This is a genomic window from Staphylococcus sp. HMSC035D11, assembly GCF_001836075.1.
GTDB lineage: Bacteria > Bacillota > Bacilli > Staphylococcales > Staphylococcaceae > Staphylococcus > Staphylococcus hominis.
In genome coordinates, this window is record NZ_KV827226.1 from 67202 (window position 1) to 93506 (window position 26305).

Sequence of the window (26305 nt, forward strand, 5' to 3'; positions counted from 1 at the left end):
ACTTATATCACATCTCTTATTTCAACCATCTTCTTATTGATTATGGTACCGTTCTTCTTGATTTATATGTTAAAAGATCATGAAAAATTTATTCCAGCAATTGGTAAATTTTTCAAAGGAGAACGTAAAGTTTTTGTTGTTGATTTACTTAAAGATTTAAATTATACGTTAAAATCGTATATTCAAGGTCAAGTTACTGTTAGTTTCATCTTAGGTATTATTCTTTATATTGGTTATACCCTTATTGGGTTACCTTATACTCCATTGCTTGTATTATTCGCTGGTGTAGCAAACTTAATCCCATTTTTAGGACCTTGGTTATCATTTGCGCCAGCTGCAATATTAGGAATTATCGATGGTCCATCAACATTTATTTGGGTTTGTGTTGTTACATTAATTGCACAGCAACTTGAAGGTAATGTCATCACACCTAACGTCATGGGTAAATCATTAAGTATTCATCCACTTACAATCATTGTTGTTATCTTAGCAGCGGGTGATTTAGGAGGATTCACACTTATTTTAATTGCTGTTCCACTTTATGCAGTATTAAAAACAGTAGCAAGAAATGTATTTAAGTATCGTCAACGTATCATTGATAAAGCAAATAGCGATGTTAAAGATTAAGCTTTTTAATTACTTACTGCGGATAGAACATATTCTATTCGCAGTTTTTTTATGTCATATCACATTAAATAATATAAAGCTAGAAGAGGGATAAAATTCATTTTTAAGTCGTCGTTCTACATCATCAATGCCTATGCCTCTCCAATTTGCGTTGAATATAGATGTTCTTATTAAAAGTCTCTATGTTCTAGCCTTGGAATTGAAATTGAATAAAGCTTGATACAAATGCATTTTCAATTCAGTCATCAACTGTCAATTTATTAAAAAAGTCTAAGACAACTCATTGTCTCAGACTCTTGGATTTATCATATATCTTATATCTATTTTTCAATTTAAACTTATTTAATTGCGTGGAAACCACTATCTACGTGGATATTTTCTCCAGTCACACCACTTGAAAAATCACTTAATAAATAAGCAGCAGTTCTGCCCACTTCTTCTTGATCTACATTACGTCTTAACGGTGCACGTTCTTCAACTTCTTTAAGAATTAAGTTCAAACCACCTACACCTTTAGCACTTAATGTACGAATTGGTCCAGCAGAAATTGCATTGACTCGAATATTATCTGGGCCTAAATCATATGCTAAATATTTAACATTTGCTTCAAGACTTGCTTTTGCAACACCCATCACATTATAGTTTTGAATTGCAAATTCTCCGCCTAAATAAGTTGTAGCTACAATACTACCCCCATTCGGCATAATTTTTTTCGCTTCATGAGCTACAATGGTTAATGAATATGAACTAATATCTTGTGCAAGTAGGAATCCTTCACGAGATGTTTCAGAAAAACGACCACGTAAATCTTCCATATTAGCAAATGCAATTGAATGATAGACGCCATCAATAGTTCCAACTTCTTCACCAATTTTCGCAAAGCCATTAATGACATCTTCATCTTTTTGAACATCTATTTGATACAAATGATGCTCTTTTTGATTTAATTGGCCTAATAATTTTTCTAATTCTTTTTTACTGCGCTCTTTACGATATGTAAATACGAGATGAGCACCTAATTCGTCTAATACTTTAGCTACGCCAAAACCAATACTACGTTTATTAGCGATACCCATAATGACAAAGGTTTTATTTTCTAAATTAATCATATAAATTATCTCCTTATATTACTTTATATTAATTCGTTCATTATAAACGTTTTTAACATACATATTTTACCATTGTTAATAATATTTAATAAAGTAATAATAAATTTTCAAATCATCTCAATAAAAAGAGAGGTACATAAAGTAATGTATCTTTTTATGTTATTTTTCAAAGATACCCTTTATTTTGTCCTCTCTTTTAAATAGATTAATAATAAAATTCTAATTCAGATTTGAGTTCATCTACATATTCTTTAGAACCTGTTACAATTAAACGGTCTTTATATCTAAGTTGCGTATCTCCATGTGGTACAATGGATTCATTATTTCTAACAATACGTACAAATATGATGTCCCCACCAAATGGGAAATGACGCAATAGAATATTTTCGTATTTATAATTTAACATTTCAATTTCATATAGTGAAGTTTCAACGTTACTTAAAATATTTAGCATATTTGGTGTTTCAATTAAACCTTTTAAGAAAATTTTATTACTAATAAAATTACTAAATACTTCAATACCATCTGTTTTTAACTCTTCATCATCACCACTATTTTCTAGTCGACAAATAACTCTGTTTACACCATGAGATTTAGCTAATTTTGCTATCATTTTATTTAAACCATCATCATTAGCAGAACATACGACAATATCTTGATTAAATAAGCCAAGTCTCTCTAATAAACTTTCTTCATATTCACTAATTTCAATAACAGTCACATTGTCAGGTAAATTACGCTGATCACCTAAATCTTTACGGTAAAACAACGTTATATTATATAACTGTGAAGTCAGATTTTGAACAATTGGAATAGTCAATTGATTTTTACCAATTAACGCAATATCAATTTTCCGGTTCACTTCATCTGGAATTGGGAATAATTTTTTAAATACAACAGGTACAAATACACATGTAATAATTGCACTTAATATTAATATTCCTGACATTTCAGAAGTAATTGCTTTTAATTCTTCAGCAATTTTTGCTGCAGCAATAACAAGCGAAAGTGTTGATGTTAATAAAAATGCTGATGCAATGGTTGTTTTAGTATCAAACCATCTTCGAATAAATAAGACAGGAATCAACTTAGAAACGATAAAGGACAATATAAGTATCGGAATTATAATAAGTAAAGAGGGTTCTTTAATTAAAGATGGTATATCTAAATCTACACCGACCATAATAAAGAATATCGGTATAAAGAATCCGTATCCAAATGAATCTAAAGTATGAATGATTTCTTCATCAGGTTTTAACAGTGATACAACTACACCAGCTAAAAAAGCACCTAATATATATTCAGCACCAACACCCTCAGCAAGAGCAACCAGTAAAATGATTAATGCAAAAATGGCACGTATACCAATTTGTGTTGTACCACCCATTAAGCGTTGCATAAAATTTAACCGTTTAAATACAGAACCTAACAAATAAAATATTGCAGTAAACACGATTAAAATTGCAGATAGCCAAATTGACCCTCCGCCTTCACCATTGATTCCACCATAAATAGTTAATAAAACCATCGTAAATAAATCTGCTAATACTGCTACTAATAATATAAATTGTCCTATTGTTGTGCGCATGATATTCATTTCTTTAAGTGTTGGCACAACTACACCCAATGAAATAGTTGAAATAATAATGACCATTAATAATACATCATCTACAAAGCCTAACCATTTAAATGCAAATGCTAAAATGATTGAAAGCACTATTATTAATGAAAAAACTGTAAGTGCTAATTGTAAATGACTTGGTAAATTCTTTTCATTTTTATCAATACCCTGTCTCTTTCTTGTGTCTTTTTTAAATGCGCTGAAATCAATTTCTAGTCCACTTAAAAACATTAAAAAGATAAAACCTAATGTTGACAGAATATTTAACATTTCATCTTTGTGGACAAGTCCTAAAAATGAGTTTCCTATAATAATTCCCATTAATATTTCAGCTACGACAACAGGTAAAAAAGTGACGTTTAATCGATTAACAATAATCGGTGTAAGAAATGCTGCGACGACGACTATGACCAAAGAAAAAAATTCCATTTCATCCCCCTATGTTAGATATGACATAAATGTTGTTGCAAGTCCAAAATAAATTAACATACTTACAATATCATTGATAGTTGTAATAAATGGTCCACTTGCGACAGCAGGATCGATATGAATTTTATTCATTAAGATTGGAATCATTGATCCTACTAACGTACCTACTGTCATGGCAATAGTTAAACTTGCACCTACAATCAGTGCCAAGAATGGTTGACGATAAATAATGACAATAATTAAGAATAAAATCACTGCACATACAAAACCAGTGATTAACCCACTACCTGCTTCTTTTAAAGCTATTTTAAGTTTACTTTTTTCTTTAATATCACCATTAGAAATATTACGAACAGACACTGCTAATGATTGTGTTCCTGAATTTCCTGACATCCCACTTATAATAGGGATAAATGCTGCTAATAATGCAACTTGCGACAAGGTATCTTCAAAACCACCCAGAATCGTTGCTGTTATCATACCTAAAAATGTTAAAATAATAAGCCACGGTAATCTCTTCAATGCTTTCTTAAATACTGATTGATCAGTAGACTTAGTATCAGAAACCCCCGCTAAACGTGAATAATCTTCATCTGCTTCTTCATTTACAACATCTAAAATATCATCTATTGTGATAATCCCTACTAAATGATGTTGATAGTCGATCACAGGCATAGCAATAAAGTCATAATCTTTCATTTTTTGAGCAACACGTTCTTGATCTTCTTCTACATTTACACTTACAACACGTCGAATCATTACTTCTTCAACATGAGCATCAATATTTGCTACAATTAAATCTTTCAAAGATAGAACACCTACGAGTTGACCGGCAGTATCAACGACATAAATCACATATATCGTTTCTGCGTCAGGTGCTTGACTTTTAACTAGCATGAGTGCCTCTTTTACAGATGTACTAATATCCAATGAAATATATTCAGTAGTCATGATACCGCCAGCAGTATCTTCTTCATAATGTAATAACTTTTTGATTTTATCTGTGACTCTGTTATCCATCAAAGCTAATAAACTGGCAACTTTTGAGTTAGATAATTCATTTAGAATATCAACTGCGTTATCTGTAGACATATTTTCTAATACTTCACTTGCATAATGTGCATGCATTGAATCAAATAATATTTCATATTCTTTCCCCTCAATATCTAATTGATTAAAAAATCTACTCACTTCTTGAGGCGATAAAAATTCGAATATTCTTTGTCTATTCTGATTCGTTGTATTTTCAAAATATTCACTTTGTTCATATTGATGTATAGTTAGAAATTCTTTTCTGAATTGATCTATATCATTGCGGTTTAAACTGTCATCTAGTAGTTTTTGATTGTATACTTTATTATGTTGTATGTCAGTTGTTTCTGTATTTAATGACATCAAATGTACCTCCTAATTTTAATTTACACTTTGATATATTTTTTCTAAGTTTTTATAGTCTAAAATAATCTCGATTTCTTTATTATATATTGGATGTCTAAATTTTACTTTATAACACTGTAAAGATTGTGTTTGAATCCGAGGATGAAAACCATCATATAAGTCATCCCCAATAAGTGGATGACCAATATGCTTAAAATGAACTCTAATTTGGTGTGTTCGTCCAGTATGTAATTTAACTTCACATAAACTTGCACTGTGATGACTACTCAACGTTTTATATTCAGTTTTTGCATGTTTACCAGATGGCGTAATACACCGAGTAATAATACTATCTTTGTTTCTACCAATAGGTGCCTCTATCATAGATTGTTCTTTAGTTTTACCGTAACACACACATATATATCGCTTATCTATTTCAAATGTCGACATAAGGTGATGAATATGACCATGTTTAGTAAAGATAACGATGCCCGTCGTATTACGATCTAATCTTGTAACAATATGAGGTACTACATATTGTACTTTATTTGTAGAATGATTTAAATAATACATCACGCGCTCAATTAAACTATCATGAGGATGTTCTCTTGAAGGTGCACAATTTAAATGCACCGGTTTTGAAACGATAATTAAATATGTATCTTCATATAATATTTCAATATGTTTGTTTGAAGGACGAAGATATGTACTTGGAACTTCTTCCGGCAGTTTAACAATAAGTTGATCATCTTTTTTCAACATATATCTAACTGTCACAGGTTGCCTATTAATAATTAAAGCGCCATCACGTTTAATGGCGCTAATTGTTTTCTTTGAATAATTATGACGTTGTAAAAATGTCTTAAGCATTTCTTCGCTATGAATATGGTATACAAATTTCATCAATCATCTTCACTTTCAATAAACGAATCATGAACTCTTTTCCAAAAAGGAAATGGTCTAAACCTAGCAAAACGAACTTTTTCATTTGCGACCCTAAATTGAATGTCGCTCACATTTTTATGTTTTAGACTGACATGGTCAATTGTTGTTCTAATTGTATTATGATTTACAGGTGTAATCAAACATGTATGATGCTTAGGTAATACTAATGGTGAACCTACCGTTCTAAATACTCTATTATTAATAGATGCAATTTCAGCAATTTGTATGGCTTCAAGAGAAGGATGAATCAGTGCACCACCTAGTGCTTTATTATAAGCCGTCGACCCAGAAGGTGTAGAAATACATAGACCATCCCCTCTAAATCGTTCAAAATGTTTACCTCTAATTGCGACATCTGCTACTAATGTTGATCCATTTTCAGTTTTCATAGTTGCTTCATTGAGTGCTAGATAGCGTGTTTCATTCTTAGTGTTGTTATATTTAACAATAATTTCAAGTAATGGATATTCAATCACTTGAAATTCAGAATGATGAATTTCATCAATCAATTTTTCAACTTCATGAGGTAACCAGTCTGCGTAAAAACCTAAATGACCAGTATGTACTCCAACGAATGCTACATTTGATAACATATGACTATACTGATGAAAAGCTTGCAAAAGTGTTCCATCTCCACCGACAGATATTACTATTTCTGGATTTTCTGTATCCTCCATCATATGAAAAGAGTTCATTTGATTCATCATTTTATGTTTAAGCGTGTTTGATTTAGAGTCACCTTTAGATAAAATCGTATAACGCATGTATTGACACCTCATTAGTCATGTTTTTTTGCACGTTTTTGAGTATAATATTTTTGAGCTTCTTGTATTTCCTCTTTAATTTCAGACATCTCTTCATCTAATAAGTAAGCCGCTTCAGCAGCTCTTTCTAGACGATGTTGTATCTCAGCAGGATAATCTCCATCATATTTATATCTTAATGTATGTTCGATTGTAGCCCAAAAATTCATTGCTAATGTTCGAATTTGAATTTCAGCTAATATCATTTTTTGACCACTTAATGTTTCAATTGGATACTCGATAATTACATGATATGAACGATAACCACTTTGTTTTGTATTGTTAATATAATCTCTTTCTTCTACAACTTTAAAATCTTGTCGTTGTCTAAGCATGTTAACAACTACATCAATATCATCAACGAATTGACACATCATCCTTAAACCAGCTATGTCGTACATTTCTTCACGTAATCGATCAAAAGGAATTCCCCTTTTATTCGCTTTATCAATGATACTTGTAATAGGCTTTACACGACCAGTTACAAATTCAATGGGTGAGGCGTTGTCTCCAACTTCATATTGCTTACGTAAGCCTTTTAATTTCACCTTTAATTCATCGACTGCTTGTTTATATGGTGTTAAAAATTGCTCCCATTGATTCATATGGTTCCACTCCGTTTCACTTTAGTTCGAAAGTTTCTTCAACTGCTGAAACAAACTCCTTACCATAGTTATTATTTCCTTCAACATTTTCTAGGATATAACTTAATTCATCTTGAAAATGTTCTAATTCTAATTCATCGTTAATAATTACTTTTTTATCTCTATTATTATGTAACATTGACCACGTCTCTTGTACAAAAATCAAATATGAATACGACGAGCCATCATCTAATAAATAAGCAAAACTAAAATTATCACTATCTACAAGCATTTGTCCTACTTCATCTAATCCATCAGTTGGATCTTCTGAGTAGCAATAAATGCTATCATCTTTGATTTTAATTTCATTTACATATATACGCATGCTTGTTCCTCCTTATTATTCCTTATTAGTTTAACATAATTTAACTTTCAAACACACATTAGAGTACCATAGTTCAAGTATGCTCTAAACGATTAAATATTTAGCTCCATATATTTTATTTTTAGTATTGTTATTACTTTAATTTTTTACAAATGTCCGTCATAATGAACTACAATAATATACTAAAGATTGTCTAATGAGGTGTAATTATGAGTACTAATAATGAAATTGAATTTAAGCAATTAATTGATTTCAATACATATAACGCGATTAAAGATTCTTACTTTAAACAACTCACACCATTCACTCAAACAAATTATTATATTGAATCATCTAGTTTCAAACTACGTGATCATCGTTCTGCTTTAAGAATACGTGTTAAACAAAACACATTTGAAATCACACTAAAAGTACCAGCTAAAGTTGGCTTGATAGAATATAATCATCCAATCGATATTAAGCCTCATATTGGACAAACAATTGTCAAATCAACATTACCTAACGATATTCAAAAAATTCTTACTGAATTTGATATTGAAGAAAACGAATTAAGTGTTTTAGGTGCATTGACAACTGAAAGATTAGAAGTTGAATTTCAAAATGAACTATTAGTATTAGATAAAAGTCAATACTTTGATAAAACAGACTATGAACTAGAATTTGAAGTCAATGATTATCAAATAGGCTTTGAAAAATTTCAAAATTTATTAAAACAATTTGACCTAGTTCATGAGCCCCCTAAAAATAAAGTTCAACGCTTTTTTGAATATCAAGCTCAATTAGGATAGATATGAGATAAACTTGTGAAAAGTCAAATTACTTTTAAATGTAAAAATTCATGTTATATTAGAAATATATTAATAGAAATTGGTGATACTATGGCTACAACACCTTATGATGTAATAGGAGAAAAAGCTTTGTATGATATGATTGATTATTTCTACTTTCTTGTAGAGAATGATCAAAGAATCAACCATTTATTTCCTGGAGATTTTAAAGAAACAAGTAGAAAGCAAAAGCAGTTCTTAACACAATTTCTAGGAGGTCCTGATTTATACACTCAAGAACATGGTCACCCAATGTTAAAAAAAAGACATATGGAATTTAGAATTACTACTTATGAAAGAGATGCATGGTTAGAAAATATGTATAAAGCAATCAATAAAGCTCAATTTCCAGCAGGAGTTGGCGAATACTTGTATGAAAGATTGCGTTTAACTGCTAACCATATGGTGAATTCCTAAATATAATTGAAGGTGAGTTAAACATGGCTGAAGAACTTAAAATTGTAGATAATGCGAGTCGTGAAAACACTAATCTGTCACCTGTAAATAAAATAGAAATTTATTCATTCTTTGATCCTTTTAATAAAGATTGTTTTAAATTATCCGCAATTATTTCTAAATTAAGAATTGAGTATAATCAATATATTCGAATCAGACATATTTTGAATCCTTCATTAAAGGTCTTGACTAAATGTCAAGCTCAAAGTACTTCAGATTTTGATAATATTGCTTTAGCATATAAAGCTGCTGAATTACAAGGTAGATTAAGAGCGGAACGTTTTATTCATTTAATGCAAAACGAAATTATACCGAAAAAAGATATTATCACTGAAGAAATGATTTGTAATTGTATTAAAAATGCTGGTTTAGATTATGATGTTTTCAAAGAAGACTTACAAAAAAATAAACTTACCGAAAGTTTGAAAATAGATTTGCATATTGCAAGAGAAATGGAAATTGAACAAGCGCCTTCACTTGTATTTTTTAGTGAAGATGTACATGAAGAAGGTTTGAAAGTCGAAGGCCTTTATCCTTATCATATTTATACTTATATTATTAATGAATTAATGGGATGCCCTATCGAAAAAGAATTACCTCCAAATCTCGAAACTTATATTCAATCCAAACAATTAGTAACGATGGAAGAATTGCTTACTATTTATGAATGGCCGGAAAAATTACTCGTAAAAGAATTGAAAAAATTAGCTTTACAACAAAAAGTTGAAAAACTAAATTATCCTGACGGCGAATTTTGGCAATCTAAAATGCCTAAGAAATAACAAAGAGCGATCACTTATATGAAGTGTATCGCTCTTTTTATATTAACTTGATTTAATAATTAAGCATAAAAAAAACGCCGTGTCTGATTACACGACGCTAAACAAAGGGGATGGGAGAAATTTTTCACTTCAAACAAAGGGGTATGTTTGTTATGTGATTAATTTCATGTATATAATATAACACGCTCAAAACGTCGTTTCAATATTAAACTACATTTCCACCCTAAATGTCACAAATTAGACACATTGAAAACGAATACACTCTTTTTAGTGCTTCATTAATTTTTCAAATGCTTTTAATTTTTGTTCAAAAACTTCACACGCTTGCTCTATAGGTTCTGGTGTAGTCATATCTACACCCGCATTCTTAAGAATTTCAATTGGGTAATTAGAACTACCTTTTTTCAAGAATTCATTTATATATCTTTCAACAGCAGGCTGTCCTTCTGTTAAAATTTGATGACTTAAACTTTGAGCTGCACTGTATCCAGTTGCATATTGATATACATAATAATTCATATAGAAGTGTGGAATACGAGACCACTCTTTACTAATATGATCATCTGTTTCTACTACATCACCGAAGTATAGTCTATTTAATTTAGCATACTCTTCATTCATACGAGTTGAAGTTAATGGTTCTCCCGCTTCCTCAATTTGATGAATTTTGTGTTCAAATTCAGCAAACATAGTTTGACGGAATAATGTTGCTCTGAAACGCTCAAGTTCTTGGTTTAGTAATAATAAACGTCGATCATCATCTAAATGTTTATCCATATAATCACTTAGTAGAGCTTCATTACATGTTGAAGCAACTTCAGCTACAAAGATAGAATAATCACTAGAGTTTGATGGTTGATTTTTACGACTAAAGTAACTATGTGCAGAATGTCCAAATTCATGAACAAGTGTATATAAATCAGAGATAGTATCAGACCAATTTAATAAAATAAATGGATTAGTTAAATGTGCGCCTGAAGAATAACCACCTGAGCGTTTTCCTTTATTCTCATAAACATCTACCCAACGATGATTTAAACCTTCTTTCACTACATCTAAATATTCTTTTCCCATTGGTTCTAGGGCTTTTAGCATCCATTCTTTAGCTTCGTCATATGGCATTTCAAATTTAACATCTTTAACTAATGGAGTATAGATGTCATACATTTTCAAATCATCAATACCTAAAAGTTCTTTTCTCAATTGAGTGTATTTATGCAACAATGGAAGATATTTGTGAACTGTTGCAACTAAATTATCATATACTTCTTCAGGAATATGATTATTACTTAAAGCGCGTTCACGTGCCGTTTTATAGTTATGCGCACGCGCATTGAAAATATTTTTCTTAACTTCACCAGCTAAAGTTGAACCTAATGTATTGTTATATGCACCATACGCCTCATATAAGTTGTTGTAAGCTGACTGACGTAATTTACGATCATCTGATTCTAAATATTTAATAAATGTACCTTGTGTTAAAGGATGTTTTTTCCCATCTTTATCTACTGCATCTTTAAACTCTAAATCAGCGTTACTAAACATACCATAGACATTTTCTGGAGTTGATAATGCATCTTGCGCTTGGGTTAATAATTTTTCTTTATCAGCATCTAAAATATGCGGACGTTTTTCATTAATTAATTTCAAGTCAAATGCATAACGTTTTAAATCATCGTTACTCTTAATAAAAGATTCTAATTTCTCTTCATCAATTTGCAAAATCTCTGGAACTAAGAAACTCCATGCTGAGCTAATTTTTATGATGAGTTGATGCGCACGAGATTCAAAACCAGTATATTTATCGTTAGATGTATCTTGGTCTTGTTTTAGATGTGCATAAACATATACCTTTTCTAATTGTGTTCCAATCTCATCTTCTAAAGCTAAAGCATTATATAAAGTTTTAGCACTATCTCCTAGATGTCCTTTAAATTGTTCTTCTTTACCTAGATAGCTCTCTACCTCTTTTAATGCCTTTTCAAAAGCTTCATCGCTTTCAAAAATAGTTGTTAAATCCCAAGTTTCATTTGGATATTTTCGTTCTTGCTCTTCTCTAGTAAGTTGTTGACTCATACATGTACCTCCTAAATGAATTAATGTTATAATTTTCTCATTCTTTTATTTATTTTGCACGTTTAAACTCCCGCTTATTTGTTGAATATAATCATCTATTAACTTTAAAGTAATTTCTTCTTTATTAATATCCAGTAGATAAAATTGTCTGAATTTCAAATACGACATTAAATACTGCTTGGGAAGATTATGTTTTAACAACAACTTCAGCTTGAGTTGCCATTGTACTGGATGATTTTCAATAAAAATTTGATACGAAAAAATATAACCTGTATCTCTACATACCTCATCGTCAGTTATTTGTAATTGATACATAGCACTTAAAGACGGTTCTAGCACTGAACGTTTTTTTCTACAATTAAAAATATAACGACTGATATGTCTATTTGACAATTTATAACAATATGACTCATTCTTTTGTTCATTGAATGATAACAATTCAGAAATTTGAATCATTCGTCTATGCGCAATAAATTTTCGGCCACCAATATGTTGTATATTGACATATTTTACTATAAGTTGTTTTTCATGCTCCCAACTATATAGTGTTCTATCAATCGGATTAATGAAATAAGCTTGAAATGTGTTCAAGTATAAATAACCCTTATGATATTGTACTTGTTCGATAATCCAAATAACTGCTACTCCAATTTGTTCAAGTCCTCTTGATCGAGATTTGACCTCTTTTATACTTATTCTTGAAAATTGAACTTCTATAGCTACTTTTGCATTCACAAGAATATCAGGATACTGCATAATTTCAGAAAAATAAGGCTCTATTTCAACATTAAAGTGATATTGTTTTAGACGTTGAGCAATAAAAAATTTAACGTAGTAATGTTTTTCTGTTTCATTTTTCATACATCTTCTTTTAGTTTGAGAAACATGAGCAAAATGCGGAATCTTTTTTAACCCTTTTTTTAAAAGAAGTTTTTCTTTGCAATATGGACATCGGTATGCTTCAGTAATGATAGCTTGATGAGCATATACAGTTTCATTATTACGATTAATCGCTACTAACATGCATTCACCTCATACTATTAAACGTTTAAGGTGATTCATTTACTTTAAAAAAAGAGAGTAGAAAAGAAATTCATTTTAAATTTCTTCTCTACTCTCGATTAATCGTTATATATTATTCTACTGAATCAGTAAAATAACGACGTACTTGTGAAGTAACATTATGACTCATAATAATTTTAGCATAATCATTTAAATACACTTCTGTCTTATCACTAGGATAAGCGAATTCAAGTAATTGACTATAGCTATCATTAATTGTCTCTTGGCTAACAGTACTATCGAAGTGAATTGCATAGTAGTAATGTGAATCACTCATATACAATAAATCTTCAAACTCATCTGTAGATAGATTATGATGATAAGCGTAATGAATGACTTCTTCTAAGTCTTCGAATTTCACAATAATTGTTCTTAAACTAGAACGTTGTTGTGATGATTTACGTTTAGATTTATGTGCTTGTTTTTGTTGTGCACGTTGTTCAAATAAATCTTCAATACTTTCTTCTTGTTCTAATGTATTAGCTAGCAATTCATTCACTTGTTCCTCAAATTGTTCATTTGCATGATTATCTGACATGTTCATTGCTTCTTCATTTTTAGATTTAGAGATTGTAACTTCCACGCCTTTTTCAAATGCATGTACTTGAATCCAAAGAGGTCCTTCGACTACAAAATCTTCTTCTTCATTAATCTCGTCCATCATTGACCAAAAGAATTCTTCACCACGCTTACGATTTGTCCATAAATCTTCACGACTAAATCCTCTTGCTTCAATATCACCATAAGTTATAAATAATTTCACAGTTGTGTCGTCAACGCGTTCTATTCTCATATCATCTCACTCCTTACAGTCGATGAATAGTAACCATATTGTATTAGAACGTAAGTTAAATTACAATTTATTTGTTTGATTAAATTTCACTATTTTAAATAGGACACTATATCATATTATATTCCCTTTTTTTATTATAAAAAACAGCACTATAGCTAAGCCAGTGCTGTTAAATAATATGTTGTTAAATTTTAAATATTAGTCGACTAAACGTTGAGCTTCTTGTAATTGGAAAGTACGAACCTTTCTAGGTAAGAAACGTCTGATTTCATCTTCGTTATATCCAACTTGCAAGCGTTTTTCGTCTAAAATAATTGGACGACGTAATAGTCCAGGATTATCTTGAATAATTGTATATAAATCTTGCAATGGTAAAGAATCAATATCTACGTTTAATTTTTGATAAGTTTTAGAACGAGTTGAAATAATTTCATCTGTTCCATCTTCAGTCATTTTTAAAATTTGTTTAATTTCATCAATTGTTAAATGTTCAGAAAAAATGTTACGCTCCGTATACGGAATGTCATGTTCTTGTAACCATGCTTTCGCTTTACGGCAAGATGTGCAACTTGGTGATGTAAATAATGTTACCATACATCTCACTCTCCTATTGAATAAATATTATTCATTATATTAATAATTATGCTAATTTGTCTTAAGCTTATATTATAAGTATAATATGCTAACATTAAAATTAAATGAGAAAATCCTAATTTTTCTGAGAAATTTCAAATTTTCTAAAAATTTCTCTACAAAATCTAATTTCTTATGTGTATCTCTATTATAACATAACTTACAATTTAAAAAAATACTGTTATAATCTAGTTAAAATGAATTATTTTTAAAGAAAGTAGGCATCTATATGGAGACATTATTTTCAGGAATACAGCCAAGTGGGATACCTACATTAGGTAACTATATTGGTGCATTAAAACAATTTTCAGACGTACAGAACGATTACAACTGTTACTTTTGTATTGTAGACCAACATGCGATTACTGTCCCACAAGATAAAATCAAATTGCGTAAACAAATTCGTCAGTTAGCAGCAATTTATTTAGCTTCAGGTATTGATCCAGATAAATCAACATTATTTATTCAATCAGAAGTTCCAGCACATGTTCAAGCCGGTTGGATGTTAACGACCATTTCAAGTGTTGGCGAGCTTGAACGTATGACGCAATATAAAGATAAAGCGCAAAAACGTACAGATGGTATTCCAGCTGGTTTATTAACTTATCCACCTTTAATGGCAGCTGATATTGTTATTTATAATACAAATATTGTGCCCGTAGGTGAAGACCAAAAACAACATATGGAACTTACTAGAAATTTAGTAGAACGTTTTAATAGTCGTTATAACGATATATTAGTTAAACCAGAAATTCGTATGCCAAAAGTTGGTGGACGTGTAATGAGTTTACAGGATCCAACAAAGAAAATGAGTAAAAGTGATGATAATCAAAAAAACTTTATCTCATTACTAGACGAACCAAATGTTGCAGCGAAAAAAATTAAAAGCGCTGTAACTGATTCAGATGGTATTATCAAGTTTGATAAAGACAATAAACCAGGAATTTCTAACCTACTTACAATTTATTCAAGTTTAACTAATAAATCTATTAAAGAGCTTGAAACACAATACGAGAATGAAGGATACGGAACATTCAAAACAGACTTATCAGAAGTAGTTAAAGACTTTTTAGTACATTTCCAAGAAAAATATAACGAATTTTATAATTCAGATAGATTGGATGACATCTTAGATCAAGGGCGTGACAAAGCTCAAAAAGCTTCTTTTAAAACACTGAAAAAAATGGAACGTGCAATGGGCTTAGGACGTAAGAGATAAATTAAAAGCGATTGATCAATATTGATCAGTCGCTTTTTTATTATTATCTTCTATCTTTTGGATTAAACGCATCTTTTAAACCTTCACCAACAAAATTAATACTTAATATAGTAAACATAATCATTAATGCAGGAGGCATCCAAATCCATGGTTTAGAACTAATTACATCGCCTTCTTGAGCATCGCTTAACATATTTCCCCATGAAGGAATAGACTTACTAATACCAAATCCTAAAAAACTTAGTCCTGATTCAACTACAATCATACCAGCAAAGGTTAATGTCGTTTGAACAATAACAACACTAATAATATTAGGTAATAAGTGTTTTAAGATAATTTTATGTGTAGGAGTTCCTATGGATTTAGCTGCTAAGAAATACTCATTTTCTTTTTCTTGCATCACTTTACCTCTTATAAGTCTCGCTATCCCGCCCCAACTTAAAATGATAATAACCACTATTAAAATCAATGCAGAACCGTATGGATTTTTAATTTTATCTCCTAATGCTGCATTTAGAACAATTGCAAAAATTAAAAATGGAAATAACATCACAAATTCTGTAATTCTCATTAATATTGTGTCAGTTATACCTCCAAAATAACCTGATATTACTCCAATTGTAATTCCAATGATCAACATACCAATAGTCGAAGTTAGTCCAATAGTTAACGAAACTCTCCCTGCATATAATAATCTGCTAAAATTGTCTCTTCCTCCAGAATCAGTGCCTAAAATATTATGTGAAGACATATCACCTTTAATATTTAAAAGATCTTGTTGATTAATTGGTAGAGGAGCTAATAACGGTGCAATAATAGAAATAATAGCTAAGAAAAATAAAAATATTAAAGATACCATTGCAATTTTATTTTTTAAAAACTTTTTTAAAGCTAATTGTGTTGGAGAATAAATTTTTTTAGTAGAATTTTTTTTACTGCTTCGTTCTTTTTTCATAATACTTTTGCCTCTTTTATTTAATTACTGTGAATTCTTGGATCTATAAAATTATATGTAACATCAGAGATAAGATTGCCAAATAGACCTAAGAATGAAAAGAAAAGTGTTAAAGCCATCATTAATGGATAATCTTGGCCTGTTACTGATTCTAAAAATAATTTTCCTATACCATTAAATGAAAAAATAGTTTCAGTTATTACTGCGCCACCTAAAATACTTACAATATCTGCCCCTAAAAATGTAATTATAGGAATAAGTGAATTTCGTAAAATATGCTTATTATAAATTTTATTAGTTGATAAACCCTTAGCTTTCGCTGTTAGAACATAATCTTTATTTGAATTATCAATAATATCATTTCTAAGGTATTGAATATAACCAGCAGTAGATAACAAACCTAATGTTAAAGCAGGTAATAACGTATGATATATTTTACTTATATAGTAACTAAACGTTCCTTCTTCTAAATTAATATCAACAGAACCTTGAAAAGGAAATATTGGAATTTGAAATGCGAATAAATATATTGCAAAAACACCTGCTATAAATGAAGGAATAGCTAGCATAATATAGTTGAATATTTGAATTGTATAATCACTTAGTGTATAGGCATATCTACCAGATATAATCCCTAATATAAAAGATAATATGTATGTAATGATTAACGAAACTGTCCCTAATAATATTGTATTAGGTATACGTTCACTTATTAATTCAAGTACTGGTCGTTTATATTTAATTGATTCTCCTAGATTACCATGAGTCACATTATTTACCCATCTAATATATTGTTTAGGAATTGAGTCATTAAGACCTAATTTTTCTTTTTGAGCTTCAATTGCCTCTTGTTTAATATGAGGATTATATTGTCCTGTAAATGGATCACCAGGTTGAATGATTGCTAAACTAAATACCACTATAGATATCAAAAACAGTAAAGGAATCATTAATAAAAATCTTTTTATTATAAGTCTTAGCACTTCACTCTCCTCCTTCGCTATAGAAACAAGCAACATAATGATTAGGCTTAATTTCTTTTAATTTAGGTCTTTTTTCTGAACATATTTTTTTTGCTATTGGACACCTAGTGTGAAACGGACATCCTTGTGGTGGATTACTTGGAGAAGGTAATTCTCCATTTAAAATAACTCTATTTGATTTTTGTTTATTAAATTGTGGGATTGAAGATATAAGTGCTTTAGTATATGGATGATAAGCATGAGTATATAGTTCATGGCTATCCGCTATTTCAACCAAATGACCTAGATACATTACGCCTATGACATCACTAATATGTTTCACAACGCTTAAGTCATGTGCTATAAAGAGATAACTGAGACTAAATTCTTTCTGTAAATCTTTCAATAGATTCAAAACTTGTGATTGTACTGATACATCTAATGCACTTACAGGTTCATCTGCAACAATTAACTTAGGTCGTATTGCTAAAGCTCTAGCAATTCCAATTCTTTGACGCTGTCCTCCTGAAAATTGATGAGCATATTTATAATATGCATCTTCGCTCATACCTACACATTTTAATAAGTATAGTACTTCATCTTTCAAATTCTTTTTATCTACAAGATGATAATTTAGTAAGGGCTCACCTACAATATCACCAACCATTTGCATAGGGTTTAAAGATGCATAAGGATCTTGAAAAATCATCTGAAAATCTTTGCGTGCATTTCTTAATTCTTTACCTTTAAGTTTAGTAATACTTCTACCGCATATTTTAATATCGCCAGATGTTATATTTTCTAAGCGTACAACAGACTTACCAAGAGTAGATTTCCCACAACCTGATTCACCTACTAAACCAAATGTTTGTCCTTTTTTTATTTTTAATGTGATATTATCTACCGCTTTTACATATTGATTCTTTTTAAAAAGACCATTTTTAATAGAATAGTATGTTTTTAAATTCTGTATTTCTAAGATGTAATCCATATTTCTTTTCCTTTCTAATCATTAAATAGATGACAACGTACCTTACTATTATTTATATTTAGGATCCTGGGTTCGCATTGACTACAGATATTCATTTTTTTAGGGCATCTATTAACAAAACGACATTGCTTATTATTAAATTCTGTTATATTTGGAACTAGTCCCTCTATAACTTCAAGATATTCAGTATCTTCATCTAATTTTGGAATTGTATTTAATAATTTTTTTGTATATGGATGTTTAGGATTCACTATTACGTCTTTCAAATTTCCATATTCAACAATTTGGCCAGCATACATGACCATGACTGAATCACAAAATTCAGATACAACACTTAAATCATGAGTTACTAAAATAATAGACATTTTATTTTTTCGTTGTAATTTCTTCAGTAAATCTAGAATTTGTGCTTGAACCGTAACATCTAAGGCAGTTGTAGGTTCATCTGCAATTAGTAATTTAGGATTACATGAAATTGCAATAGCAATCATCACTCTTTGACGCATTCCACCTGATAGTTGATGGGGATAACTATTTAATACTTCTTCTACTCTTGCTATACCAACGTCTTCTAATAACTGTTTTGCTAATTGATATGCTTCTTTTTTATTCTTTTTTAAATGTAAAATTATAGGTTCAATAATTTGTTCCTTAATTTTAAAAACTGGGTTTAATGCAGTCATTGGTTCCTGAAAGATCATACCTATTTCTTTGCCACGAATATTTTGATATTCTTTTTCTGTTATTTTCGTTAAATCTTTACTATCAAATATGACTTTTCCATTTGTTATTTTTGAAATTCTATCAGGCAATAATCTAATAACCGATTTATTAAGTATAGATTTTCCACAACCCGATTCCCCCACAACACCTAATATTTCATTTTTTTCTAAGTTTAAAGATATCTGATCAATTGTCGGATACCATTTATTTTTAATTTTAATCGAAGTTTCTAAATCTTTAATTTCTAATAAATATTTATCCATCGCTTACTCCAATCAATAAACCCCGACTAAAGTCGAGGTTTATCCTAATCATTCTTTGGTTAATTTATATAAATCCATATCTGATCCTATTTTAATGTCCACATTTTTCACTTTGTCATTAACGACAGTTAGAGTGTCTAATTGAACAATAGGTAATGCTGGTAGTGTATCATTAGTATGTTTTTGCCATTCTAGATATATTTTTTTACGTTTTTTATCATTATTTCCTACTTTTGAGAAATCCAATGCATCATCTAATAATTTATCAGAAGTTTTATCTGTAGTACGCATTTCATTTTGTGGTCTATCAGAATGATATAAATCAGAAGGATCTGGATCAGAACCACCTGTCCATGTTCTAAAGTAAACTTCCATATCTTTAGAAGCTTGAGCTAAGTCATCATTATATTTACCAAATTCCACCATTTTCACATTCGTTTTCAAACCGACTTTTTCCCAGAAATCTTTAATTGCTGCAGTTCTAGGTTCAAATGTTGGATTTGATCCAGAATAGTGTTTTAAATTAATTTCAAATGGTTTACCATTAGGGTCTTCTCTGAACCCATCACCATTTCTATCTTTATATCCTAATTTATCTAATATTTTTTTAGCTTTTTCTGGATCATAGTTATAGTCATTTAAATCTTTTTGATTAGCTGCAATCCAATGAATTGATGGTACAAAGCTATTTAGTTCTTTACCATATCCTTGATAAAACGCTTTTATCCATTTTTTTCTATCAATTGCATATAACATTGCTTGTCTAAGCTCTTTTTCTTTATATTTTGGACGTTCTGCTCCAGTTTTATTTTTATCTTTATCATAATCATGAGATACAAATCCTATTACTGCATAATCTGTGCCTGGAGTTGACAATACTTTAAGTTTTCCATCTCCTGATTTTTTAGCTTCTTGAGCAATACTACCAGTAGTACTATCAGTCATATCGATTTCACCATTTTTCATAGCTTTAACGATTTGTGTTTGATCAATTACTTTTAAATTTATTTTGTCTAACCCTGGTTTTCCTTGCCAGTAGTCATTAAATTTTTCCAATTGTACCGCTTCACCTTGAACTACCTTTTTAACTTTGTATGGTCCAATACCTATTGGATGTTTTCTAACCTTATCTGACTTAGCTAGGTCTTTTACAGGAACATCACTTAAATATTTCTTACTTAATAAAGGTCCAGCAAAGAAACTTTCTAGATAATTAACTTTTTTATCTTTGAAAGTCACTTCCATAGTGTATTTATCTACTTTTTTAATACCACTAATTGAATCTGCTTGGCCTTCATGTTTTTCTTTAGATCCCTCGATATTTTCAACTACTGGATAATAATTTCCATTATAATCTTTATCTGCTAACACATTTAAAGAATAAATCCAATCGTCAATCGTTAATTCATTACCATCATGCCATTTAATTCCCTTTTTAATTGAAAATTTAATTTTTTTGCCTGGATCAATGTCTTTCCAAGATGCAATATATGGCTTAGGTTTTAAATTTTTATCAAGTTTAATAAGTACCTCATTAAAATAATTTTCTACTGATGAGTCCGAAGCGTCAGAACTTAATAAAGATGATAAAGTTCCTGAAGGTGCAGCATTTAGAACTACATTTAATACTCCACCCTTATGATTAGATGTTTCGGTTTTAGATGTAGTAGCGTCTTTAGAATTTCCTCCGCCTTTTCCACATCCACTCAATACTAATATTGCTACTAATAAAAGAATTAAATACTTTCCAATTACTTTCATTAATATCAAGCCTCCTGTATATTCTATGATGTTTTTCTTATTTTACTTCTAAAATAAAATTTAACAAATATATTTTAAGAATTTTCTGATAATTATATTATTTAAATTTTTAAATAAAAATAACCCCAAGTATTATAACTTGAGATTACTTTTTTGAATATTTAATTAGTTATCTTTCTTTTTTCCTGTTTCACGATCAATTGATTTATCGATATATACATGTTTAAGTGAATAATCTCCACCGATTTGATGATATTCTATACCTTTTACTTGTGGATTTCTTAATGTAGCTGTTCCTTTTTGATAAATTGGAGCTACGGGTGCATCGTTTAAAAATAGCTCCTCAGCTTGTCTCATCGTCGCAAAACGTTCTTTAGGTTTTTGCAATAATTCTCCATTCGCTTTTTTTAATAAATTATCGTACTCTTTACTTCCCCATCCAGTATTATTTTGGGCATTGCCAGTAGTCATTGTATCTAAAAATGTAGTTGGATCTGGATAGTCAGGACCCCAACCTGATAATGACATTGAATAATTCATTGATAACTCTGCTTCTACTCTTTGTTTGAATGGTAATTGTTTAATTTTAACTGTTACACCTGGTAAATTAGATTCAATTTGAGATTTAATAAATTCTGCAGAAATTTTTGAATCTGGTGTATCTTCAGTATTTAAAGTAAAAGTGAATTTATCTTTTCCTAAAGCTTTTTTCGCCTTATTCAGATGTTGTTTGGCTTCTTTAGGGTTAAATTTTAAAGGTGATTTAACAGTACTCGCATAATCTTTTCCTTCAGGTGTTTTAACAGTATCTCGTGCAGTGAAACCATCAAAAGGTTTAGCACCTGTTCCTAGAACTTCATTAACATAATCTCTTTTATTTACAGATTGTGCGATTGCTAAACGCATATCTCTATTTTTGAACTCTGGTTGCTGTTTTTCATTCATTTTCAAGAAGAAAGTAGATGCTATTAAACGTTTGAATAGACCTGGATCATCTTTATATTTATCGACTTGTTCAGACGTGATACCTGCACTATCTACCGAATTGGTATCATATAGTGATGCCCCAGCTTGAGTATCTTTTAAAATTTTATAATTTACTCTATCTAATTTAACAGCCTTTTTATCCCAATAATTATCATTTTTGGTCAGCATAATTTTATCTTCTACTGCCCATTTACTCACTTTAAACGGACCATTATATACTACTTTTTCAGCAGTTGTTCCATATTTATCACCATATTTTTTAACTGCTTTTTCATTTTGTGGCATAAATGTACCAAATGCTAGCATTTGTTTAAAATATGGAATAGGTTTAGTAAGATCAATTTTTAATGTGTAATCATCTAAGGCTTTAATACCTAGATCCTTTGGTTTTTTTCCGTGTTTACCTAAATTAATATCTTCTGCATTTTTAATATCATACATTATGTATGCATATTCTGAAGCCGTTTTTGGATCTACAGCTTTTCTCCAAGCAAATACAAAATCATGTGCTGTAACTGGATCTCCATTTGACCATTTTGCATTTTTACGTAATTTAATCGTTAATGTTTTTCCATTATTAGATTCTTTTGGATCACCTTTAGCTATTCCTGGAATTGCTTCATCTTTTCCATTTAATGTATATAATCCTTCGAAAACTTGATTATAAATTGTAAAAGAAACGGTATCAGTTGCTAAAACGGTATCCAAAGTATTCATATCTGATGATGTTGCTACTCGATAAGTCTGACCACTATCATCATATAATCCGCCACCTTTCCCACATGCACTAAGTAGCAAAGTTGTCACGATTAATCCTAAAATCACTTTAAAATTTATCTTTTTCATCTTAATCTTGTCCTCCCTTCCTCAGACTTAATTATGTTGAAGATGAATTTGATCTTGTTCTTTTAAACGTACTGCTTCTTCATCTGTTACAAAAACGTAATGATTAGGTCTAATTTCTTGCAGTCTACGTTCTGCATTTTTAGATTCATCTTCTTCATACACAATTCGTTTTCTTGTTCTTTCACTATCAGGATCAGGTTGAGGGATAGCAGATAATAGTGATTTAGTATAATCATGTAAAGGATGATAATAAATTTCGTCAGACGATCCTAATTCTACAATTTTTCCAAAATGCATTACTGCTATACGATCAGAAATATATTTGACCATTGATAAATCATGGGCAATAAATAAGAAAGTAATACCTCGTTCTTTTTGTAATTTCAGCATTAAATTTACTACTTGAGCTTGAATAGAAACATCTAATGCAGAAATTGGCTCATCTGCAATAATAAACTCAGGTTCTACAGCTAAAGCACGAGCAATTCCTATACGTTGACGTTGTCCACCAGAGAACTCGTGAGGGTAACGGTTCGCATGTTCTTTACTTAAACCTACTGTTTCTAGCAAATCATATACTCGACGTTTACGATCTTTTTTATCACTTGCTAACTTATGAATATCAATACCTTCTGCTACAATATCCATGACTTTTAGACGAGGATTTAAAGAAGCATATGGATCTTGAAAAATCATTTGAATTTTCTTATTAAATTTTAATAAATCTTTTCTTTTAGCAATATTCTGAATATCTTGTCCTTCATAAAGAATTTCACCATCAGTAATATCATTTAATTTAATAATCGCTTTTCCAGTCGTAGATTTTCCACATCCAGATTCTCCTACTAATCCTAATGTTTCCCCTTTATAAATATTAAATGAAATATCTTCTATTGCTCTAACTTCATTACGTTTACCTTCATTAAAATACTGCTTTAAGTTTTTAATTTCTAATAATATTTCTTTATTCTTCTCCATCGAACGACACCCTTTCTACTCGACGTGGCTTGTCGTAATTATTAGGCATTTGACGTTGTCTCTTTTGTACCATCTCTGGCGGTTCAACTTTTGGAGCGCGTTCGTCTAATAACCATGATTTTACATAATGAGTAGGTGATATTTTAAACCATGGTGGAACTTCTTTAAAGTCAATGTCTAGTGCATATTGACTACGTCTTGCAAATGCATCACCCTTTGGTGGATGTAATAAATCAGGCGGAGTACCTGGAATTGCAATTAATTCTGTCTCGTTACTTGTTGTTAAATCAGGCATTGAAGATAATAATCCCCATGTATATGGATGTTTTGGATCATAAAAGATTTCATCGACATTTCCAGTCTCAATCATTTGCCCTCCATACATAACAGCCACTCTATCAGCCACATTTGCTACTACCCCTAAGTCATGTGTAATAAAAATAATAGATGTTTCAATTTTTTGTTGTAATTCTTTCATTAAATCTAAAATCTGTGCTTGCATTGTTACATCAAGTGCTGTCGTTGGTTCATCTGCAATTAAAATTTTAGGTTCGCATGCCAAGGCAGTTGCAATAACAATTCTTTGACGTTGACCCCCAGAGAATTGATGAGGATATGCTTTAAATCTTTTTTCTGCATTAGGTAGTCCTACTAAATTTAAAATCTCAAGTGCACGTTTTTTAGCTTCAGATTTACTATAATGACGATGTTTTATTAAAGGTTCCATAACTTGCTTACCAATTTGCATCGTAGGATTTAATGACGTCATAGGATCTTGAAATATCATAGAAATATCTTTACCACGAAGTTTGTTTAATTCTTTTTCAGATTTAATTGCTAAATCTTCCCCTAAAAAATTAATTGTCCCTTTTTTAATTCTCCCTGTATCACCCTGAAACAATTTTGTAATTGCTTTTGTTGTTACAGATTTGCCAGAACCTGATTCTCCGACAATCGCTAATGTTTCCCCTTTATTTAAAAAGAAATCTACTCCTCTAACCGCTTGCACTTCCCCAGCAGTAATATCAAAGGAAACATGCAAGTTGTTGACTTCTAACACTCTTTCTGACATAGATTTTGCCTCCTTTGTTATTTACGCATTTTTGGATCAAATGCATCGCGTAATCCGTCACTAAATAAGTAAAAGAATAAAATTAATAAACTTAATACTGTAGCTGGAATAAATAATTCGTGTGGGTGTATTAACAACATTGCTCGTCCATCATTTACGAGTGAACCAAGTGATGTTTTCGGTGCAGGCACCCCTATACCAATAAAGCTTAAAAATGCTTCGAAGAAAATTGCACTTGGTACAGTAAACATAGATGTTACTACAATGGCACCTAGTGTATTCGGTAAAATATGTTTAAAAATTAATTTAAATTTTGAAGCCCCTAATGTTCTTGAAGCCATTACAAATTCTTGACTTTTTAGTTTTAAAAATTCACCACGCACTACTCTACTCATACCTAACCATCCGGTGATAGACATAGCTAAAATAATCGTCCAAATAGATGGTTCAAATATCAATACAAATAAAATAACAATAATAAGGTTAGGAATAGATGCTATAATTTCTAAAATACGTTGCATCACATTATCAACACGTCCCCCAAAAAATCCTGAAATAGCACCATAAACGACTCCTATAAAGATATCTAGTGCAGCAGCTACAATGCCAATAAATAATGAAATTTGAGCACCTTTCCATGTTCTAGTCCAAAGATCACGACCTAATTGGTCTGTACCAAACCAAAAATTTTCTTTCACGCCCGCTTCTTTATAAGCGCTCTTACCATCTGCCCCTGTTCCATCAAAAGGTAAAAAGTGTACTTGATCTAGTACTGGAATTTTAGCAGGTAAATTTCGTCTAGTAACATCTTGTTCAGCATAGTCATGTTTACTAAATGCTGGTCCTAAAAATGCAAGAATGACAATTAAAATGAGTCCAATCAAACCGACAATAGCTAGTTTATTTCTTTTCAACTGTGTCCAAGCATCTTGCCAGAAGTTTTTACTTTCACGTTGTATTTCTGGTTCTTTATTTAAATCGAGTTCTCTAATAACAAAATCCGTCCCAACCGCTCCCTCAGAGGTATGTGACATCGCTG

At 30.5% G+C, this 26305-nt stretch carries 24 protein-coding genes and 1 pseudogene; 5 read left to right on the forward strand and 20 right to left on the reverse strand.

Annotation, left to right across the window (positions count from 1 at the left end):
* Positions 1-627: pseudogene (gene cozEa, locus HMPREF2647_RS10965) on the forward strand (lipoteichoic acid biosynthesis protein CozEa); the annotation flags it as partial.
* Positions 628-965: 338 nt separating this feature from the next.
* Here the strand turns inward: cozEa and fabI are convergent.
* The 7 genes from fabI to HMPREF2647_RS02640 all read right to left on the reverse strand — a co-directional run bounded on the left by fabI (position 966) and on the right by HMPREF2647_RS02640 (position 7880).
* Positions 966-1736: an enoyl-ACP reductase FabI gene (gene fabI, locus HMPREF2647_RS02610; RefSeq protein WP_019835652.1), complete on the reverse strand. Its 771-nt coding sequence runs from the start codon at positions 1734-1736 to the stop codon at positions 966-968.
* 205 nt (positions 1737-1941) lie between these two features.
* Positions 1942-3786, reverse strand: coding sequence for a monovalent cation:proton antiporter family protein (locus tag HMPREF2647_RS02615; protein ID WP_070859491.1), 1845 nt, complete (start codon positions 3784-3786; stop codon positions 1942-1944).
* A 9-nt stretch (positions 3787-3795) separates the two neighbouring features.
* Positions 3796-5181, reverse strand: coding sequence for a magnesium transporter (gene mgtE, locus HMPREF2647_RS02620; RefSeq protein WP_070663419.1), 1386 nt, complete (start codon positions 5179-5181; stop codon positions 3796-3798).
* 18 nt (positions 5182-5199) lie between these two features.
* Entirely contained in the window at positions 5200-6066 is an 867-nt protein-coding gene (locus HMPREF2647_RS02625; RefSeq protein ID WP_019835655.1) for an RluA family pseudouridine synthase, read from the reverse strand.
* Positions 6066-6872: an NAD kinase gene (locus tag HMPREF2647_RS02630; RefSeq protein WP_019835656.1), complete on the reverse strand. Its 807-nt coding sequence runs from the start codon at positions 6870-6872 to the stop codon at positions 6066-6068. Before HMPREF2647_RS02630 ends, HMPREF2647_RS02625 begins: the two co-directional genes overlap by 1 nt.
* 14 nt (positions 6873-6886) lie before the next feature.
* Entirely contained in the window at positions 6887-7516 is a 630-nt protein-coding gene (locus HMPREF2647_RS02635) for a GTP diphosphokinase (RefSeq protein ID WP_017175811.1), read from the reverse strand.
* A gap of 16 nt (positions 7517-7532) precedes the next feature.
* Positions 7533-7880, reverse strand: coding sequence for a UPF0738 family protein (locus HMPREF2647_RS02640; protein WP_002448177.1), 348 nt, complete (start codon positions 7878-7880; stop codon positions 7533-7535).
* A gap of 209 nt (positions 7881-8089) precedes the next feature.
* Between HMPREF2647_RS02640 and HMPREF2647_RS02645 the strand changes: the two genes are divergently transcribed.
* The 3 genes from HMPREF2647_RS02645 (at position 8090) to yjbH (ending at position 9945) form a co-directional block, all read left to right on the forward strand.
* Positions 8090-8668 carry a CYTH domain-containing protein gene (locus HMPREF2647_RS02645; protein WP_070663418.1) on the forward strand — a complete coding sequence of 193 codons (579 nt, stop codon included), beginning with the start codon at positions 8090-8092 and terminating at the stop codon, positions 8666-8668.
* 90 nt (positions 8669-8758) lie between these two features.
* On the forward strand, positions 8759-9124 hold the full coding sequence (locus HMPREF2647_RS02650; protein ID WP_048761221.1) for a truncated hemoglobin YjbI: 366 nt from the start codon (positions 8759-8761) through the stop codon (positions 9122-9124).
* A 23-nt stretch (positions 9125-9147) separates the two neighbouring features.
* On the forward strand, positions 9148-9945 hold the full coding sequence (gene yjbH, locus HMPREF2647_RS02655; RefSeq protein WP_048761214.1) for a protease adaptor protein YjbH: 798 nt from the start codon (positions 9148-9150) through the stop codon (positions 9943-9945).
* A 267-nt stretch (positions 9946-10212) separates the two neighbouring features.
* Here the strand turns inward: yjbH and pepF are convergent, their stop codons facing one another.
* The 4 genes from pepF to spxA form a co-directional block, all read right to left on the reverse strand.
* Positions 10213-12021 carry an oligoendopeptidase F gene (gene pepF, locus HMPREF2647_RS02660; RefSeq protein WP_048761211.1) on the reverse strand — a complete coding sequence of 603 codons (1809 nt, stop codon included), beginning with the start codon at positions 12019-12021 and terminating at the stop codon, positions 10213-10215.
* A 45-nt stretch (positions 12022-12066) separates the two neighbouring features.
* The gene (locus HMPREF2647_RS02665; RefSeq protein WP_070859493.1) at positions 12067-13044 is read right to left on the reverse strand and encodes a competence protein CoiA; all 978 of its coding nucleotides are present in this window, start codon (positions 13042-13044) and stop codon (positions 12067-12069) included.
* 112 nt (positions 13045-13156) lie between these two features.
* Positions 13157-13876 carry an adaptor protein MecA gene (gene mecA, locus HMPREF2647_RS02670; protein ID WP_048761209.1) on the reverse strand — a complete coding sequence of 240 codons (720 nt, stop codon included), beginning with the start codon at positions 13874-13876 and terminating at the stop codon, positions 13157-13159.
* A 198-nt stretch (positions 13877-14074) separates the two neighbouring features.
* Positions 14075-14470, reverse strand: coding sequence for a transcriptional regulator SpxA (gene spxA / locus HMPREF2647_RS02675; RefSeq protein ID WP_002448146.1), 396 nt, complete (start codon positions 14468-14470; stop codon positions 14075-14077).
* A gap of 268 nt (positions 14471-14738) precedes the next feature.
* Here spxA and trpS point away from each other — a divergent pair, with 268 nt between their 5' ends.
* Positions 14739-15728: a tryptophan--tRNA ligase gene (trpS, locus tag HMPREF2647_RS02680; RefSeq protein ID WP_017175817.1), complete on the forward strand. Its 990-nt coding sequence runs from the start codon at positions 14739-14741 to the stop codon at positions 15726-15728.
* A gap of 43 nt (positions 15729-15771) precedes the next feature.
* On the opposite strand, the gene opp4C is transcribed toward trpS, so the two are convergent.
* From opp4C to opp3C, 9 genes are all read right to left on the reverse strand, one after another.
* Complete coding sequence (opp4C, locus tag HMPREF2647_RS02685) at positions 15772-16683, reverse strand: oligopeptide ABC transporter permease (protein WP_017175818.1); 912 nt, start codon at positions 16681-16683, stop codon at positions 15772-15774.
* Between the two features lie 20 nt (positions 16684-16703).
* Positions 16704-17666 (reverse strand): oligopeptide ABC transporter permease, encoded by a 963-nt coding sequence (opp4B, locus tag HMPREF2647_RS02690; RefSeq protein ID WP_049382330.1) that lies wholly within the window; start codon positions 17664-17666, stop codon positions 16704-16706.
* A 1-nt stretch (position 17667) separates the two neighbouring features.
* On the reverse strand, positions 17668-18636 hold the full coding sequence (locus HMPREF2647_RS02695) for an ABC transporter ATP-binding protein (RefSeq protein WP_049382331.1): 969 nt from the start codon (positions 18634-18636) through the stop codon (positions 17668-17670).
* Positions 18637-18650: 14 nt separating this feature from the next.
* Entirely contained in the window at positions 18651-19622 is a 972-nt protein-coding gene (locus tag HMPREF2647_RS02700) for an ABC transporter ATP-binding protein (protein WP_049416353.1), read from the reverse strand.
* 48 nt (positions 19623-19670) lie between these two features.
* Complete coding sequence (gene opp4A, locus HMPREF2647_RS02705) at positions 19671-21383, reverse strand: oligopeptide ABC transporter substrate-binding protein (protein WP_070859495.1); 1713 nt, start codon at positions 21381-21383, stop codon at positions 19671-19673.
* Positions 21384-21548: 165 nt separating this feature from the next.
* Positions 21549-23216 (reverse strand): peptide ABC transporter substrate-binding protein, encoded by a 1668-nt coding sequence (locus HMPREF2647_RS02710; RefSeq protein WP_037541182.1) that lies wholly within the window; start codon positions 23214-23216, stop codon positions 21549-21551.
* Positions 23217-23243: 27 nt separating this feature from the next.
* Positions 23244-24194: an ABC transporter ATP-binding protein gene (locus HMPREF2647_RS02715; protein WP_049416350.1), complete on the reverse strand. Its 951-nt coding sequence runs from the start codon at positions 24192-24194 to the stop codon at positions 23244-23246.
* The gene (locus HMPREF2647_RS02720; RefSeq protein WP_019835660.1) at positions 24181-25266 is read right to left on the reverse strand and encodes an ABC transporter ATP-binding protein; all 1086 of its coding nucleotides are present in this window, start codon (positions 25264-25266) and stop codon (positions 24181-24183) included. Before HMPREF2647_RS02720 ends, HMPREF2647_RS02715 begins: the two co-directional genes overlap by 14 nt.
* A gap of 17 nt (positions 25267-25283) precedes the next feature.
* The coding region (opp3C, locus tag HMPREF2647_RS02725; protein WP_070859497.1) for an oligopeptide ABC transporter permease at positions 25284-26305 on the reverse strand (1022 nt) is incomplete at its 5' end.

Coding starts and splice junctions, on each gene's coding strand:
- fabI (WP_019835652.1), bottom strand. CDS start 1,736: ATGATTAATTTAGAAAATAAAACCTTTGTCATTATGGGTATCGCTAAT.
- HMPREF2647_RS02615 (WP_070859491.1), bottom strand. CDS start 3,786: ATGGAATTTTTTTCTTTGGTCATAGTCGTCGTCGCAGCATTTCTTACA.
- mgtE (WP_070663419.1), bottom strand. CDS start 5,181: ATGTCATTAAATACAGAAACAACTGACATACAACATAATAAAGTATAC.
- HMPREF2647_RS02625 (WP_019835655.1), bottom strand. CDS start 6,066: ATGAAATTTGTATACCATATTCATAGCGAAGAAATGCTTAAGACATTT.
- HMPREF2647_RS02630 (WP_019835656.1), bottom strand. CDS start 6,872: ATGCGTTATACGATTTTATCTAAAGGTGACTCTAAATCAAACACGCTT.
- HMPREF2647_RS02635 (WP_017175811.1), bottom strand. CDS start 7,516: ATGAATCAATGGGAGCAATTTTTAACACCATATAAACAAGCAGTCGAT.
- HMPREF2647_RS02640 (WP_002448177.1), bottom strand. CDS start 7,880: ATGCGTATATATGTAAATGAAATTAAAATCAAAGATGATAGCATTTAT.
- HMPREF2647_RS02645 (WP_070663418.1), top strand. CDS start 8,090: ATGAGTACTAATAATGAAATTGAATTTAAGCAATTAATTGATTTCAAT.
- HMPREF2647_RS02650 (WP_048761221.1), top strand. CDS start 8,759: ATGGCTACAACACCTTATGATGTAATAGGAGAAAAAGCTTTGTATGAT.
- yjbH (WP_048761214.1), top strand. CDS start 9,148: ATGGCTGAAGAACTTAAAATTGTAGATAATGCGAGTCGTGAAAACACT.
- pepF (WP_048761211.1), bottom strand. CDS start 12,021: ATGAGTCAACAACTTACTAGAGAAGAGCAAGAACGAAAATATCCAAAT.
- HMPREF2647_RS02665 (WP_070859493.1), bottom strand. CDS start 13,044: ATGTTAGTAGCGATTAATCGTAATAATGAAACTGTATATGCTCATCAA.
- mecA (WP_048761209.1), bottom strand. CDS start 13,876: ATGAGAATAGAACGCGTTGACGACACAACTGTGAAATTATTTATAACT.
- spxA (WP_002448146.1), bottom strand. CDS start 14,470: ATGGTAACATTATTTACATCACCAAGTTGCACATCTTGCCGTAAAGCG.
- trpS (WP_017175817.1), top strand. CDS start 14,739: ATGGAGACATTATTTTCAGGAATACAGCCAAGTGGGATACCTACATTA.
- opp4C (WP_017175818.1), bottom strand. CDS start 16,683: ATGAAAAAAGAACGAAGCAGTAAAAAAAATTCTACTAAAAAAATTTAT.
- HMPREF2647_RS02695 (WP_049382331.1), bottom strand. CDS start 18,636: ATGGATTACATCTTAGAAATACAGAATTTAAAAACATACTATTCTATT.
- HMPREF2647_RS02700 (WP_049416353.1), bottom strand. CDS start 19,622: ATGGATAAATATTTATTAGAAATTAAAGATTTAGAAACTTCGATTAAA.
- opp4A (WP_070859495.1), bottom strand. CDS start 21,383: ATGAAAGTAATTGGAAAGTATTTAATTCTTTTATTAGTAGCAATATTA.
- HMPREF2647_RS02710 (WP_037541182.1), bottom strand. CDS start 23,216: ATGAAAAAGATAAATTTTAAAGTGATTTTAGGATTAATCGTGACAACT.
- HMPREF2647_RS02715 (WP_049416350.1), bottom strand. CDS start 24,194: ATGGAGAAGAATAAAGAAATATTATTAGAAATTAAAAACTTAAAGCAG.
- HMPREF2647_RS02720 (WP_019835660.1), bottom strand. CDS start 25,266: ATGTCAGAAAGAGTGTTAGAAGTCAACAACTTGCATGTTTCCTTTGAT.